15 protein-coding genes are annotated in these 15,546 nt (G+C 43.9%); all 15 read left to right on the top strand.

Annotated elements, in window-relative coordinates; all coding sequences use genetic code 11:
- Window positions 1–46: 46 nt before the first annotated feature.
- Window positions 47–688 carry a precorrin-2 dehydrogenase/sirohydrochlorin ferrochelatase family protein gene (locus BUB92_RS06090; RefSeq protein ID WP_073091600.1) on the top strand — a complete coding sequence of 214 codons (642 nt, stop codon included), beginning with the start codon at window positions 47–49 and terminating at the stop codon, window positions 686–688.
- Entirely contained in the window at window positions 664–1,974 is a 1,311-nt protein-coding gene (gene hemA / locus BUB92_RS06085; RefSeq protein ID WP_073091597.1) for a glutamyl-tRNA reductase, read from the top strand. The genes BUB92_RS06090 and hemA overlap by 25 nt, the downstream gene beginning before the upstream one ends.
- A complete protein-coding gene (gene hemC, locus BUB92_RS06080) occupies window positions 1,949–2,878 on the top strand; it encodes a hydroxymethylbilane synthase (RefSeq protein ID WP_073091594.1) in 930 nt (309 codons plus the stop codon). The genes hemA and hemC overlap by 26 nt, the downstream gene beginning before the upstream one ends.
- 3 nt (window positions 2,879–2,881) lie before the next feature.
- Window positions 2,882–4,411: a uroporphyrinogen-III C-methyltransferase gene (cobA, locus tag BUB92_RS06075; protein ID WP_073091591.1), complete on the top strand. Its 1,530-nt coding sequence runs from the start codon at window positions 2,882–2,884 to the stop codon at window positions 4,409–4,411.
- A 15-nt stretch (window positions 4,412–4,426) separates the two neighbouring features.
- Window positions 4,427–5,596, top strand: coding sequence for a radical SAM/SPASM domain-containing protein (locus tag BUB92_RS06070; protein ID WP_073091588.1), 1,170 nt, complete (start codon window positions 4,427–4,429; stop codon window positions 5,594–5,596).
- 5 nt (window positions 5,597–5,601) lie between these two features.
- Window positions 5,602–6,579 (top strand): porphobilinogen synthase, encoded by a 978-nt coding sequence (hemB, locus tag BUB92_RS06065; RefSeq protein ID WP_073091585.1) that lies wholly within the window; start codon window positions 5,602–5,604, stop codon window positions 6,577–6,579.
- 24 nt (window positions 6,580–6,603) lie between these two features.
- Window positions 6,604–7,620 carry a putative heme d1 biosynthesis radical SAM protein NirJ2 gene (nirJ2, locus tag BUB92_RS06060; RefSeq protein WP_073091582.1) on the top strand — a complete coding sequence of 339 codons (1,017 nt, stop codon included), beginning with the start codon at window positions 6,604–6,606 and terminating at the stop codon, window positions 7,618–7,620.
- Window positions 7,601–8,053 carry a siroheme decarboxylase subunit alpha gene (gene ahbA / locus BUB92_RS06055; RefSeq protein ID WP_073091579.1) on the top strand — a complete coding sequence of 151 codons (453 nt, stop codon included), beginning with the start codon at window positions 7,601–7,603 and terminating at the stop codon, window positions 8,051–8,053. The genes nirJ2 and ahbA overlap by 20 nt, the downstream gene beginning before the upstream one ends.
- 5 nt (window positions 8,054–8,058) lie before the next feature.
- Window positions 8,059–8,520 carry a siroheme decarboxylase subunit beta gene (gene ahbB / locus BUB92_RS06050; RefSeq protein ID WP_073091576.1) on the top strand — a complete coding sequence of 154 codons (462 nt, stop codon included), beginning with the start codon at window positions 8,059–8,061 and terminating at the stop codon, window positions 8,518–8,520.
- A 34-nt stretch (window positions 8,521–8,554) separates the two neighbouring features.
- Window positions 8,555–9,841, top strand: a complete 1,287-nt coding sequence (hemL, locus tag BUB92_RS06045) for a glutamate-1-semialdehyde 2,1-aminomutase (RefSeq protein WP_073091572.1) — start codon at window positions 8,555–8,557, stop codon at window positions 9,839–9,841.
- A gap of 12 nt (window positions 9,842–9,853) precedes the next feature.
- Window positions 9,854–10,630, top strand: coding sequence for a CheR family methyltransferase (locus tag BUB92_RS06040; protein WP_073091569.1), 777 nt, complete (start codon window positions 9,854–9,856; stop codon window positions 10,628–10,630).
- 215 nt (window positions 10,631–10,845) lie between these two features.
- On the top strand, window positions 10,846–11,607 hold the full coding sequence (locus tag BUB92_RS06035) for an electron transfer flavoprotein subunit beta/FixA family protein (RefSeq protein ID WP_084728368.1): 762 nt from the start codon (window positions 10,846–10,848) through the stop codon (window positions 11,605–11,607).
- Between the two features lie 38 nt (window positions 11,608–11,645).
- Window positions 11,646–12,599 carry an electron transfer flavoprotein subunit alpha/FixB family protein gene (locus BUB92_RS06030; protein ID WP_073091564.1) on the top strand — a complete coding sequence of 318 codons (954 nt, stop codon included), beginning with the start codon at window positions 11,646–11,648 and terminating at the stop codon, window positions 12,597–12,599.
- A gap of 101 nt (window positions 12,600–12,700) precedes the next feature.
- Complete coding sequence (locus tag BUB92_RS06025; RefSeq protein WP_084728367.1) at window positions 12,701–14,830, top strand: heterodisulfide reductase-related iron-sulfur binding cluster; 2,130 nt, start codon at window positions 12,701–12,703, stop codon at window positions 14,828–14,830.
- A 208-nt stretch (window positions 14,831–15,038) separates the two neighbouring features.
- The coding region (locus BUB92_RS06020; protein ID WP_278280501.1) for a thiolase family protein at window positions 15,039–15,546 on the top strand (508 nt) is incomplete at its 3' end.

The raw sequence follows: 15,546 nt of genomic DNA, 5'->3' as shown, positions 1-15,546 counted from the left end.
TTTTTAACATAGAAGAAAGTATTTTTAGAAACTTGAGGAGTAGAATATGGCGCATTTATTCCCGGCTTTTATTAATCTGGAAGGAAAAAATTGTTTAATAATTGGCGGTGGCAAGGTAGCCGAGCGCAAAGTAGCCAATCTTTTGGCCTATGGTACAAACATCAAGGTAGTAAGTCCTAAAGTAACTGAAAATATTAAAGAGTGGGGGGAAAAGGGGCTTATTACCGTGAACTTGCGGGCATTTGACGATAGGGATCTAGACGGTATATTTATGGTCTTTGCGGCTACCAATGACAGCGATCTCAACCGCAGAGTAGCCCGGATTTGCCGGATGAAGGGTATTTTGCTCAATGCGGTTGATGATCCGGTGAACTGTGATTTTTATGTACCGTCTGTGGTGCGCAGGGATTCGCTGGTGGTGGCTATTTCCACGGAAGGGAAGAGCCCTCTTTTTGCCCGCAAGATGCGGGAAGAATTAGAAGGTTTAATTCCTGAAGCCTACGGATGGTATGTTGATTTACTGGGGGAAGTGAGGGAAAAGGCAAAAGCGAAAATAAATGATATTAATGAGCGGGAAGCCTTATTTCATAAGCTGGTTAATGATGAGATATTGGGCTTGCTGCGTAAAGGGGAATGGGAAAAGGTGAAGGAGAGGGTGGAAGAATGTATATCCTCCTTACAGGACTAAGCTATCGCACAGCTCCGGTAGAGGTGAGGGAAAAGCTAGCTTTATGCACGCATGATTTAAAAGAGGCTTATACTTGCTTAAAGAACGAAGAGGGGATCGAAGGGGTGGTAATCCTCTCTACCTGTAACCGCATGGAAATATATGCGACCACCCGCGATTTAGACAAGGCCAGGGAGAGGGTATATGCTTTTCTGGCAGCTTATTCAGGTATAAAGAGGGAAGAGCTTAAGCCTTATCTTTATGATTTGAGCTGCTATGATGCGATTTACCACCTGTTCAAGGTGGCTTCCGGATTAGATTCTATGGTGCTGGGAGAAACCCAGATACTGGGCCAGGTGAAGGAAGCTTATATGCGAGCTAAAGAAGAGGGGGCAACCGAAGGGGTAATTAATACCCTTTTTCAAAAAGCTCTTTATGTAGGAAAAAGGGTAAGGACGGAGACGATGATTGATCAGCATCCGGTATCGGTAAGCTATGCTGCGGTGGAACTGGCGCGGAGTATACTGGGCACCTTAAATGGCAGGACGGTAATGCTGATAGGGGCCGGTGAGATGAGCGAACTGGCTGCTTATTACCTTTTGCAGAACGGTGCCAGTTCGGTTATAGTTTCTAACCGTTCTTATGAAAATGCCCTTAAGCTGGCGGCCAAGTTTAATGGGCAGGCAGTGAGGTTTGATGAAATAGAAAATTATCTCCTTGTGGTAGATATTGTCATAAGCTGTACAGCAGCTCAGCACTATGTAATGCGCAGGGACAACTGTTATAAAGCTTTGCAGAATAGGGGTGGCAAAAAGATAATAATGATTGATATTGCGGTCCCCCGGGATATTGATCCTGAGCTGGGGGAAATAGAAGGTGTATTTATTTATGATATAGATGATCTTAAAGATGTAATAGATGGGAGTTATTTAGCTCGGCAAAAAGCAGCTAAACAGGCACAAAAAATTATTGATGAAGAGATGAAAATATTTAATGATTGGCTTTCCTGTCTTTATGTAGTTCCTGTCATTAAAGCACTCCGCAGCTGGGGGGAAGAGATCAAACAGAAAGAGATTACCAGGGCTTTTAATCGCCTGGGCAATTTATCAGAGAGGGAGAAGAAGATAATTATTTCTATGGCCAACTCTATTGTCAATCAGCTTTTACATTTTCCCATTGTTAACCTTAAAGAAATGGCGCTTTGCCATAATGAGGGACATCTTTATGCGGAAGTAGTCAAAAAATTGTTCTCACTCCATATTGATGAAGGGGAAGGAATTTATGACGACTTTGAAGTTGGGAACTAGAGGAAGCCAGCTGGCGGTCTGGCAGGCCAGGCAGGTAGCCTGGCGGATTAAAGAGGAGTTTCCGGATATTAATATTCAGATTTATACGGTAAGGACGAAAGGAGATAAGATTTTAGATGTAGCTCTTTCCAAAATTGGAGATAAAGGGCTTTTTACTAAGGAAATTGAAAAAGAGCTGCTTTCCGGGAATATTGATATAGCTGTACATAGCATGAAGGACCTGCCTTCGGTTCTGGAAAGAGGGCTAACCCTGGGTGCAGTTTTAAAACGTGAAAATCCGCAGGATGTTCTGGTATCAGCGCGCAGGTATAAATTTGACAGCTTGCCAGAAGGAGCAGTAATAGGCACTTCCAGCCTGCGGAGGACGGCCCAGATTAAGGCGGCTCGGCCTGATATAAATGTAGTGGATATAAGAGGAAATGTCGAGACCAGGATCAGAAAAATGATGGAAAATGATCTCGATGCTATTGTCGTGGCCTATGCCGGGGTAAAAAGGCTTAATTTAGAAACCTATATAAGCGATTATTTGCCTTACGAGATTATGTTGCCGGCAGTAGGCCAGGGAGCTATTGCCGTAGAATGCCGGGAAGGAGACCAGAAGGTATTAAGGATTCTTAAGCGGATTAATGACCAGGCTACTATGGCGGAAGTTAGAGCGGAAAGAGCTTTTATGCGGACTTTAGAAGGCGGATGCCAGATGCCGGTAGGAGCTCTGGCCAGGAGCCTGGAGGGGAAACTGGTTTTAGAAGGACTTATTGCTTCTCTAGATGGCCGGATGGTTTATCGGGACAAGATGGAAGGAAGTATAGATTATCCTGAAGAATTAGGTATAAAGCTGGCGCAAAAGCTGCTTAAAGAAGGTGGAGAAAAAATATGGCAGGATATAAAATGGCAGGGGAATTAGGGTATGAGTAAGAAGGGATTTGTTTATTTAGTAGGAGCTGGACCGGGAGATCCGGGGTTATTTACTTTAAAAGGAGCCAAGGTTTTACAAAAGGCGGAAGTAGTAGTATATGACCGTCTGGTGAGTGATAAAATACTTGCTCTTGCTAATCCAGAGGCGGAATTTATCTATGTGGGCAAAGAGTCAAGCCATCATGCTTTGCCCCAGGAGAAGATAAATGAGCTTTTAGTAAAAAAAGCTTCCGAAGGCAAAGTAGTAGTCAGGCTAAAAGGCGGAGACCCTTTTCTTTTTGGCCGGGGTGGGGAGGAAGCTCTGTATGTAAAAAGGCACGGGGTTCCGTTTGAAGTGGTGCCTGGTATTACTTCAGCTATCGCGGTACCTGCTTATGCCGGGATTCCTGTAACCCATCGGGATGCTACTTCTACCCTGGCTATAATAACCGGGCATGAGAAGCCGGGCAAGGAAGAAAGTTCTATCAGATGGGAAAATATAGCTACGGGAGCGGGAACACTGGTTTTTCTTATGGGCGTAGAAAATCTCCGCTTTATATGCCAGAAGCTGATGGATAATGGGAGAAGTGGAGAAACTCCAGTAGCTCTGGTAAGGTGGGGCACTTTACCTTATCAGGAGGTGTTAACCGGGACTTTAGCTGATATAGCTCACAAGGCAGAACAGAGTAATTTTAAGCCTCCTGCCGTCATCGTGGTAGGTGAAGTGGTAAGCCTGCGCGAGGAGTTGAAATGGGTGGAGGACAAGCCCTTATGGGGAAAAAGGATTGTAGTAACCAGGGCGCGGGCTCAGGCCAGTTTGCTTAGCGAAAAGATATATGAGCTAGGTGGAGAAGCTATTGAATTTCCTACTATAGCGATTAAACCGTTGTCTGACCTGCATGTTCTGCATAATGCTTTGTATAACCTGGAGCATTACAACTGGATTATATTTACCAGTGTAAATGCGGTGGAGATCTTTTTTAAAGAAATGAAGGGGTTAAAGCTTGATATAAGAGAGCTAAAAGGGGTAAATATCTGTGCCATAGGCCCGGCTACCAGGGATAAGCTGGAAGAGAAAGGCCTTATCGTAGATGCGGTTCCTGATGAATACAGGGCGGAAGGCATTCTTTCCTTACTTCAGCCTAAAATAAAGCCGGGAGACTGGGTTCTGCTTCCCCGGGCTAAAGGGGCAAGGAGCGTTCTACCCCAGACTTTGCACGCATGGGGGGCACATGTCAATGAAGTATATCTTTATGAAGCAGTGCCGGTAAGCACCGTAAGTGCCAAAACCAGAGAAGAAATAATTAAAGGAAGAGTAGATTATATTACTTTTACCAGTTCTTCGACGGTAAGCAATTTTGTAAAAATAATAGGAAGGGAAAATATTCCCTCCATAAATAATAACACCAGGATTGCCTGTATAGGGCCGATAACAGCGGAAACAGCGGCTAAAGAAGGTTTTAAGGTGCAGCTGGTAGCTGGGGAATATACCATAGATGGACTGGTAAATGTTTTGGTAGAAGATGCTAAAGCTTTATCCTGAGGGGAGGAAGTAGATGTGATAGGATGTACTAAACTGCTTTGCGGTACGGCTACGGTATCAGAAGTTATCAAACACGGCGGACAGGAGGTCCCCCCCAGTTTGCTGCAGTTTTCGGAGATAAGAAGGCCTCTGGTGGTATGGAATATGACTAACCGCTGTAATCTAAGATGCCAGCACTGTTATATAGATGCCGAAGATAAGCATTATAAAGAAGAGCTTACGACGGAAGAAGCCCGGGATTTTATATATGATCTGGGAAAAATGCGGGTTCCTGTTTTGCTTTTTTCCGGAGGAGAGCCTCTCTTAAGAAAAGATTTGTTTTTACTGGGAGAACTGGCCGCGGAGCAGGGATTAAGACCGGTTATTTCCAGCAATGGGACTCTTATTGATGACGAGATGGCCAAAAAGATCAGAAAAGCAGGTTTTCAGTATGTAGGGATAAGTATTGATGGCAGGGAAGAAACCCACGATAATTTTCGCGCGCAAAGAGGTTCTTTTAGGGCGGCTTTGCGCGGCATAAGGGCCTGTCTGGATAATGGAGTGAAGACAGGTATTCGCTTTACGGTGCATAAACAAAATATGGATGATCTGCCAGCTATTTTAGAGCTGGTAGAAAAAGAAGGTATTCCCAGGTTTTGCATGTATCATCTGGTATATTCCGGCCGGGGTAAATCTATGGCGGCTATGGATACCTCACAGGAAGAAAAGAGGAGTATATTAGAATTTTTGAGCCGGAAAACGGTAGAGCTTTTTAATAAAGGTGTAGAAGTAGAAATATTGACTACTGATAATCATGCTGATGGCATATTCCTTTTCCACTACATAAAAGAAAAAGAGCCTAAGAGGGCTGAGGAGATAGTACAGCTTTTGCATATGCATGGAGGATGTTCAGCCGGCACCAAGTTTGCCAATGTTGATGCTTACGGTCGTGTTCATCCCTGTCAATTCTGGCAGGATTATACAGTGGGCAATATAAGGGAAAAGCCGTTTAGCGAGATCTGGAATGCTGATGATGAGCTGATGGTTAAATTACGGGAAAAAGAAAAGCATGTTAAGGGAAAATGCAGGGAATGCGCGCATAAATCCCTTTGTGGAGGCTGCCGCATAAGGGCCAGGGAAGTATATGGCGATATTTGGGCTGAAGATCCTGCCTGTTATCTTACGGAAGAAGAAAGGAAGGGGTAGTTTAAATGTCTTTTCCTGTTCACCGCATGCGAAGGCTTAGACAGAATGAAATTATACGCTCAATGGTAAGGGAAACGGTTCTTTTACCCGAGGATTTTATCTACCCTCTGTTTATAGTTTATGGCGAAGATAAGAAACAGCCGGTTAAATCCATGCCCGGAGTTTTTCAACTTTCTCGGGACAGGCTGCAGGAGGAGATTGACGAGCTTAAATACTGGGGCATAAAAGCGGTACTTCTTTTTGGCATACCGGAATATAAAGACGAGGTGGGAAGCTCGGGCTATCAGGAAAACGGCGTGGTGCAGGAAGCGATTAAGACTATAAAAGATTTATGCCCGGATATGTATGTGATAACTGATGTTTGCCTTTGTGAATATACTGACCATGGACATTGTGGAGTTTTAGATGCTAAGGGAAACATCGATAATGATGCTACTTTAGAGCTGTTAGCCCTGGAAGCTTTATCTCATGTTAAAGCGGGGTGTGATATGGTGGCCCCCTCTGATATGATGGATGGACGTGTAGGTTATATAAGAAAAAGGCTGGATGAGGAAGGTTTCAGCCATATTCCTATAATGTCCTATGCGGCTAAATTTTGTTCAGCTTTTTACGGGCCGTTTCGCGAAGCAGCTGAATCAGCACCCCGGTTTGGAGACCGCCGTACTTATCAGATGGATCCTGCTAATGCTAGGGAAGCTTTGCGCGAAGTAGCTTTAGATATTGAAGAAGGTGCGGATATAGTTATGGTAAAGCCGGCTCTTGCTTATTTGGATGTGATAAAGGCGGTAAAAGAAAAGTTTGGACTGCCGACAGCTGCCTATAATGTAAGCGGAGAATATGCCATGATAAAGGCGGCAGCTCTTAATGGGTGGCTGGATGAAGAAAAGGTTATGCTGGAGGTTTTAACCTCCATAAAAAGGGCAGGAGCTGACCTTATTATAACTTATGCGGCCAAAGATGCGGCAAGGATAATAAGATCTTAAATTGATGGCTGGGAAGTGGTAATTATGATAGTTTCCTGGAATACTACCAATCAATGCAATATGTTTTGTGACCATTGTTACCGTGATGCAGGAGCTAAGCTTAAAGCAGAACTTTCTACTGAGGAAGGGAAAAAGCTGATTGCTGAAATCAAGGAAGCCGGGTTTAAAATCATGATTTTTAGCGGCGGCGAGCCTTTAATGCGTCCTGATATTTTTGCCCTGGGAAGCTATGCTGCCGAGCAGGGTTTAAGGCCGGTTTTAGGGACTAATGGTACCCTTATTACGCAGGAAGTTGCCTTTAAGTTAAAAGAAGCCGGCTTTATGGCTGTAGGGGTAAGCCTTGATAGCCTGGATGCGGAGAAAAATGACCGCTTTCGCAAACTGGAAAATGCTTTTAATCTTACGGTAGAAGGCATGAGAAATCTTAAAAGGGCCGGGGTGCCTTTTCAGATACATACTACCGTGATGGACTGGAATGTAGATGAGATAGAAAATATTGCAGATTTTGCTGTTTCTATAGGGGCTATGGCCTATCATGTATTTTTCCTGGTACCGACGGGGCGGGCAGTTAATATTGAAGAAGAAGCTTTACGGGTTGTGCAGTATGAAAAGATGATAAACAGGCTTATGGAAAAACAGAGAAGGATAGACATAGAAATAAAACCTACCTGCGCTCCCCAGTTTATAAGGATTGCCGATAAAAAAGGCATTTCTCTCCGTTTTACCCGGGGTTGTTTGGCGGGAATAAGCTATTGCATAATAAGCCCGCTGGGAGATGTGCAGCCCTGTGCTTATCTTAATATACCTTTGGGAAATGTGCGGGAAAAACCTTTTAATCAGATATGGAAAGAAAACAGGATACTCAATATCTTAAGGACTATGGATTATGGCGGAAAATGCGGCATTTGTGATTATAAAGAGAGATGTGGAGGCTGCAGGGCCCGGGCTTATTTTTACAGCGGGGGCGACTTTATGGCGGAAGATGAGTGGTGCCTTTATAAGCCGAAAGGAGGCGTAAAGGATGGAACTCACCCGGCTTGATAAGGAAATATTAAATATATTGCAAAATGATTTTCCCTTAGTAGAGAGGCCTTATGCGGTAATAGCGGATAGATTGGGTATAAGTGAGGAAGAAGTATTAGCCCGGGTAAAGGTGCTTAAAGAAGAAGGCGTTATAAGGCGTATAGGTGGAGTTATCGATGCGCAAAAGCTAGGCTTTTATTCTACTCTCTGTGCCTGCCATGTAGAAGAAGATAAGGTTTGGGAAGCAGCCGGTATTATTAATCAGGAAAAAGGGGTAACCCACAATTACCTACGCGATGACTGGTATAACCTCTGGTTTACCTTGACATCTCCTTCACCCGAGGAAGGAGAAAAGATTATAAAAGATCTGGAAAAGCGCATCGGTGCGGAGATAAAATCCATGCCCGCCCAAAAGGTTTACAAAATAAAGGCGGTTTTTACAGGCAGGTGAAAACGATGGATGTTCTTGATCGCGAAATTATAAAAGCCCTGCAGGGTGATATACCTTTAAGCAGCCGGCCCTGGCAGGAGATAGCCGAGAATATAGGTATAAAAGAAGAAGAGTTGCTAAGCCGCATAAGAAAATTTAAGGAAAATGGCATAATCAGGCGTCTGGGAGCTGTAGTCCGCCACAATAAGGCAGGTTTTACCGTAAATGCTATGCTGGCTTTACAGGTAGAGGAAAGCAAAGCTGATGAAGCAGGCTTGAAGCTGGCTGGTTTTGAGGAGATAAGCCACTGTTACCTGCGCAAGGTGCCGGAAGATTTTCCCTATAATCTTTTTGCCATGGTACATGCTTCTAGCGAAGAAGAGTTAGCAGGGATTATCAAACGCATTGTCGAAGCGACGGGAATTAATGAGTACAGGGTTTTGCGCAGCCTACGGGAGATGAAAAAGGTAAGCATGACATATTTTTAACCTGGATGTGAATATAGATGAGGAGGGGAAATGATTGCAGAGGGAAAAGTCAGATCAGCTTTTCAAAATAGCCAAGGAATGCATGCCGGGAGGAGTTAGCAGCCCGGTCAGGGCCTTTAAGGCTGTGGGAATGGATCCCCTTTTTATCCAGAGAGGACAAGGAGCTAGGATCTATGATGTAGATGGCAACGAGTTTATTGATTATGTGGGTTCTTTTGGGCCTCTTATTTTGGGACACAGCCATCCGGAAGTAGTTAAGGCTATCAGGGAAGCGGCGCAAAACGGAACCAGCTATGGAGCACCTTGTGAGAAGGAATTGGAACTGGCGCAGATGATATGCAGTGCTATTCCTTCTATAGAAAAGATACGTTTTGTAAATTCAGGCACTGAAGCTACTATGAGTGCCATCAGGCTGGCCCGTGCCTATACCGGAAGGAGTAAAATCGTAAAGTTTGAAGGCTGTTATCATGGACATGCCGATTCTTTTCTTATCAAGGCAGGGTCGGGGCTTTTGACTTCCGGGGTACCTAACAGTGCTGGAGTGCTGGAAGAACAAGCCCGCAACACTCTGGTGGCCAGATATAATGATCTGGAATCAGTAGAGAAGATTTTTCGCGAAGAAGGAAGGGATATAGCAGCGGTTATTGTAGAACCGGTTGCAGGTAATATGGGCCTGGTGCTTCCTGATCCTGATTTTCTTAAAGGGTTAAGGAAAATAACTTCTTATAGTGGCAGTCTGCTTATTTTTGATGAGGTTATAACTGGTTTCCGCATATGTTATGGTGGTTTTCAGGATTTTGCCGGTATTACTCCTGATCTCACTACTCTGGGCAAGATTATTGGGGGAGGGCTTCCGGTAGGAGCTTATGGCGGACGGAAAGACATAATGAGCCGGGTAGCTCCCGAAGGTGATGTATACCAGGCAGGGACCCTATCAGGAAATCCCCTGGCTATGGCAGCCGGGGTTGCGACTTTAAAAATTTTGCAGGATAGGGATTGGTATGACCGGCTGGAGGTTATTACCTATATGCTGGCAACCAGGCTGAAGACAGTTTTTGAGGAGCATGGCTTTTTCTACACTATAAACCGCATAGGCTCTATGTTTTCGGTGTTCTTTACAGAATCCGAGGTAAAAACTTATGAAGATGTCCTGAAATGTGATACGGCAAAGTATGCTCAATTCTATCGGCATTTGCTGGAAGAAGGAGTTTATTTCCCGCCTTCGCAGTTTGAAGTCTGTTTTGTATCCTGTGCCCATGAAATGGAAGATATAGAGGCTACAGTGCAGGCAGTAGCCCGTGCTTTAGATAAAATGGCTTAGGGAGGAGAAGAATTGAATATCAACAGCTGGGAATGGTTTGTTGCCAAGTTTGAGGCTTTAAGCAAAATTGATCTGACGGCTTATAAAAGGCCGCAGATGGAAAGGCGCATAAACAGTTTTATGCGTTCGGTAGGAGTCGAAAACTATTCCGATTTTATAAATCTACTCACCAGGGATCACAATATCTATCGCAAATTTTTGGATCATATTACTATAAATGTTTCCGAGTTTTTCCGCAATCCTACCCACTGGGAGGTACTGCGCAAAGAAGTAGTTCCTATGCTTTTAAAGGAGAGAAACAGTCTTAAAATCTGGAGTGCAGGCTGTTCTACGGGTGAAGAACCTTATTCTTTAGCCATAGCAGCTAAGGAGGATAGATGGCCCCTTAAGGAAAAGATACTGGCTACTGATATTGATCGGGAAGTGCTGGAAAAAGCAGACATGGGGCTCTATACAGCCAAAACGATAGAAACAGTCCCACCCTCTTATGTCAAAAAATATTTTGTCCAGCAGGGGGCTCATTACCGTATCAGTGATGAGATCAAACAAATGGTCAATTTTAAACAGCACAACCTTTTGCGTGATCCTTTTGGCACTGATTTTGACCTTATTCTGTGCCGCAATGTGGTAATCTATTTTACTGAGGAAACCAAGGACAAATTGTATCGAAGGTTTGCCGAAGCTTTAAGACCAGGAGGCGTAATCTTTATAGGCAGCACGGAGCAGATATTTAATGCGCGCAATATCGGCTTAAAATCGATTTTCACATTTTTTTACCAAAAAATATAAGGGAAAAAGAAACATTTTACAGAAAATTTTTGAATTAAAAAGAAGCAGGAAAAAAAATATTTACAGCGAACTTTGAAGTAGGGTGTTTTTTAACGGTAAAATTGCCGTAGAGAAGATAAAAGCCTTATATTTTGGGGGTGGTGGAGAACAAAGCACCAGTATTTGCAGTTTTCTAGGTTTTTGGCCGTTTAAAATTAAGAGAGGGAAAAGGAGGAATGAACTTGAAGGTTCTAGTATGTGTTAAGCAGACATTTGATACTGAAGCTAAGATCGAATTAAAAGATGGCAAGATTTCTGATGCCGGTATTAACCTTATCATTAACCCTTATGATGAAGTAGCTGTTGAAGGTGCTATCCAGCTTAAAGAAAAAGGTATAGCCAGTGAAGTAGTAGTAGTATCTGCTGGTTCTGATAAGGCTATGGATGCTATCCGCACTGCTCTCGCCATGGGTGCAGACAGAGGCATACTCATTAAGCAGGATACCGGTGCTGATGAATATGCCAGAGCTGTAGCTATAGCTGAAGTTATAAGGAGTGAAGACCCGAATCTCGTTCTGGCAGGCCATGTTGCTGCTGACGATGGTTCTTCCCAGGTACCTACCCGTATTGCTGAAATTTTAGGGTGGCCGCATATAAATGTTATAACCAGCCTGGAAATTGCAGATGGCAAGGTAAGATGTTCAAGTGAAGCTGATGGTGGCTCTCAGGTTACGGAAGTTAAGCTTCCCGCTGTTATTTCTTGTCAGGTAAGCTGGAATGAGCCCCGTTATCCTTCCATGAAGGGTATCATGCAGGCTAAGAAGAAACCGGTAGCTACCGTTGATGCTGTAGCTGTGGAAAACAAGACCAGGATAATCGAATACTTCTTGCCGCAGGCTAAACAGGCAGGAGTAAAAGTAGAAGGCGAGCCCGAAGAATGTGCTGCTAAACTGGCAGATTTCATCAAGAATACTGCCAAGATTGAAGTAAAAGCTTAATAGGCTTAAGGCATGATTTATAAAAAGGAGGGTAATTGATGGCAGGAACATGGGTATTTGTCGAACAAAGAGACGGTAATGTACGTAAGGTAACGTATGAAATGATATCTGAAGCGAAGAAGTTTGGGGATGAAGTGTGTGCAGTTATTTTTGGTAAGGGAATTGAAGGCTTAGCTCCTCAATTTGCTAAATATGGAGCTGACAAGGTTTATGTAGTAGAAGGAGATGTATTTGCTCAGTATAATACTGGTGCTTTTGTAGCCCAGATGGCAGCTATGATAGAAGAATACAAGCCCAATGCAGTGCTCTTTGCCCATACTTTTAATGGCAGAGACTTTGCTTCCCGCTTAGCTCAGAAATTAAATGCCGGTCTGGCTACGGACGTAATTGCTGCCGAAATTAGTGCTGGCAAAGGCGTATTTACCAGAGCTATTTATGCCGGTAAAGCTTTTGCCAAGGTAGAAGTTACTACCCAGCCGATTTTGGCTACGGTTCGTGCCGGTGTATTTGAAGTTAAAGAAAATCCTGCTGCGGGGGAAGTAATTAAACCGGCAGTGGTAGCTACCCAGGCTAATGTATATCAGAATATAATTGAATTTAAGCCTACCGTATCGGCTAGACCCGAACTTACCGAAGCTGATGTTGTTGTATCCGGTGGCCGCGGATGTAAAGGGCCGGAAGGAATTAAACTGGTAGAACAGTTAGCAGACCTTTTAGGAGCAGCTGTAGGTGGCTCCCGTGCTGCTATTGACTCGGGATGGCTGGGCCATGAATACCAGGTAGGCCAGACGGGTAAGGTTGTTAACCCGACTCTGTATATTGCTTGCGGAATTTCCGGAGCTATTCAGCATCTGGCCGGTATGTCCTCCTCCAAATTCATTACCGCTATCAATACTGACCCCGAAGCTCCAATATTCAATGTGGCAGATTTCGGAGTAGTAGGAGACCTTTTCAAGGTTATACCTGTACTGTGTGAAGAACTCAAGAAATAGTTTGTATTCAGAGGGCAAAATGTAATAATGGATATTTACTGGATATACAGCAATGTATATCCAGTAATATCTTATTTTTTTATTGAGGGAGGGAATGAAGAATGATATTTGGCTACATTCCTTTAGAAGGCGGCTATGAAGTTCCTATGCGCGTGGTAGGAGCTAATATTCCCTTCGAATGGCTTATTTATATCTTAATGTTCATACCGCTTGGAGTTTTTATATATGGTTTTTATAAACGGGTACAGGTATGGATGCTGGCTAAAGGGGAAATTCACCGCAATGATAAGATAGGACAGAGGATTTGGTCCTGGTTTGTTTATACTTTCCTGCAGCTCAGGCTTTTTAAGAAACCTACGCCAGGTACTATGCATGCATTTCTCTTCTGGGGATTTTTGGTATTATTCCTGGCCGCAGGCGTAGATGCATCTCATCACTGGTTAGGCTTTCCGCATATCGAAGGGGCTTCTTATATAGGATTTTCCGCTTTTGTTGATATTTTTGGAGCTTTAGCTCTAATTGGTATTATTGTATTAGCAGTAATTCGCTATGTGCAAAAGCCCGACCGTCTGAATGATACTAAATCTTCGGATGGTTGGATTATTCTGCTTGTTTTTGCCATTTTGCTGACAGGCTATTTTATTGAAGGCGCACGTATTATGGCTCAGATCAAGTGGTCAACCCACATATCGGAGATTATGTATGAAAAATACGCATCTCCGGTAGGATGGTATTTTGCCTTCTTGTTCCAGGGTATGAGCCGGGATGCTGTCCTTATGTGGCACAGGATCCTCTGGTGGTTCCATATGGCTCTTGCTTTCCTCTTTATAGCTCTCATACCTTATACCAAGCTGTGGCATATAATGACCGGCATGCTCAATTATATCTTCCGCAATTTGGAACCTTCGGAAATTCGGGTTATAAAAAATATTGAAGAAGCTGAAACCTTCGGGGTAGAAAAAATTGAAGAATTTGGCTGGAAGGATCTTTTAGATCTTGATGCCTGCATCCGCTGTGGTAGATGTCAGGAAAATTGTCCGGCTTATAATACGGGTAAACATCTTAATCCCAAGATTACCCTTATCCAGCATATGAAACAGCATCTGGATGAAAAAGCTCCTTATCTCCTGAAACAGAAAGAACAGGAAGCCGATGCTGAAATGGTTGCTATGACGGAAGAAGCTGAGGCCGTAAATCCTATGGAAAAGAGCCTCATCTACGATGTAGTTACTACGGATGTCATCTGGGACTGCACCAACTGCCGGGCTTGTATGGAACACTGTCCGATGTTTATTGAGCATATTCCCAAGATTATTGAAATGCGCCGCAATCTGGTTATGTGGCAGGGCGATATGCCTTCCGAGGCGCAGATGGCTTTCACCAACATGGAGCGCAACTACAACCCGTGGGGTGTAGGCTGGGCTAACCGCGCGGAATGGCTTAAGGAAAGAGGCATCAGGGAAATGGTCAATGTTCTTTCCGAAGATGGCGGCGAATTTGAATATCTGCTCTATGCCGGGTGTGCCGTTTCCTTTGATGACAGGTATAAGAAAGTAGGAGAAGCTCTGGTAAGGCTTCTTAATAAAGCTGGTGTAAGCTTTGCTTATCTGGGCACAGAAGAGATGTGCTGTGGAGATTCCGCCCGCCGGTTAGGTAATGAATACCTCTTCCAGACTCTGGCTATGCAGAATATTGAAAACTTCAATAATTATGGGGTAAAGAAAATAATCGTTGTATGTCCGCATGGCTATAATACTATCAAGAAAGAGTATCCGCAACTGGGCGGAACTTATGAAGTATATCATTATACCGAAATACTGGCTAAACTGGTAGCCGAAGGCAAGCTTAAGCCTTCTAAAGTCCAGGCGGTCAAGACTACTTATCATGATTCCTGTTTCCTGGGCAGACACAACGATGTTTATGACGAACCCAGGCAGGTACTCAAGGCTGCCGGCTGCAATATAGTGGAAATACCGCAGACCAGAAATAAAGGATTCTGCTGTGGTGCAGGTGGCGGACGTATGTGGCTCGAAGAGCATGCGGTAGAAGGCTACAAGCGTATAAATGATACCAGAACTGAACAGCTCTTATCACCTGATCCGGAAATGATAGTTACTAACTGTCCGTTCTGCCTGACCATGATTTCGGACGGAGTCAAAGGGGTCAATATGGAAGAAAAAGTTAAAGTATTTGATGTGGCCGAAGTGCTCTGGAAGTCTATTGAGCAGTAAAGTAGTAAAAACTGGTTTTAAAGGTTCAAGGTTATTTTCAGGGTAACCTTGAACCTTTTTTTATGCTGTAAACCATAACCTAACAGGATAAAAGATTTTTTGGGGAATAAAAAGGATAATATGGCTATATATAGAATATAAGAAAATAGGAAATATTTATTATTTTCTGCTTTGTTTTTCTTTACACTACTTAACGGGAGGGAAGTTTGTGCACAGGGAGGTAGTAATAGTAAGTGCCTGCCGTACACCGATTGGCACCTTTGGCGGGCAGCTCAAAGATGTAAGTGCCGTTGAATTAGGGGCTCTAGTTATGAAAGAAGCCTTAAACCGTGCCGGTTTAAAGGGGGAACAGCTGGATGAAGTTATTTTCGGCTGTGTTCTGCAGGGGGGACAGGGACAGAATGTAGCCCGCCAGGCAGCTATAAAAGCCGGCATACCGGAAACAGTTACTTCATTTACCATCAACAAGGTATGCGGCTCTGGCCTCAGGGCGGTAAGCCTGGCAGCCCAGATTATCAAAGCAGGGGATGCAGATATAATTCTGGCCGGGGGAACCGAGAACATGTCAGCAGCTCCTTATCTTCTGGAAAAAGCGCGTTTTGGCTATCGCATGAACAGCGGGGTACTGGTGGACATGATGATCAAAGATGGCCTCTGGGATGCTTTTAACGACTATCACATGGGAATAACCGCGGAAAACATAGTAGAACAGTGGG

Source organism: Thermosyntropha lipolytica DSM 11003 (assembly GCF_900129805.1).
GTDB lineage: Bacteria > Bacillota > Syntrophomonadia > Syntrophomonadales > Syntrophomonadaceae > Thermosyntropha > Thermosyntropha lipolytica.
This window is presented reverse-complemented; position numbering and strand designations above follow the sequence as displayed.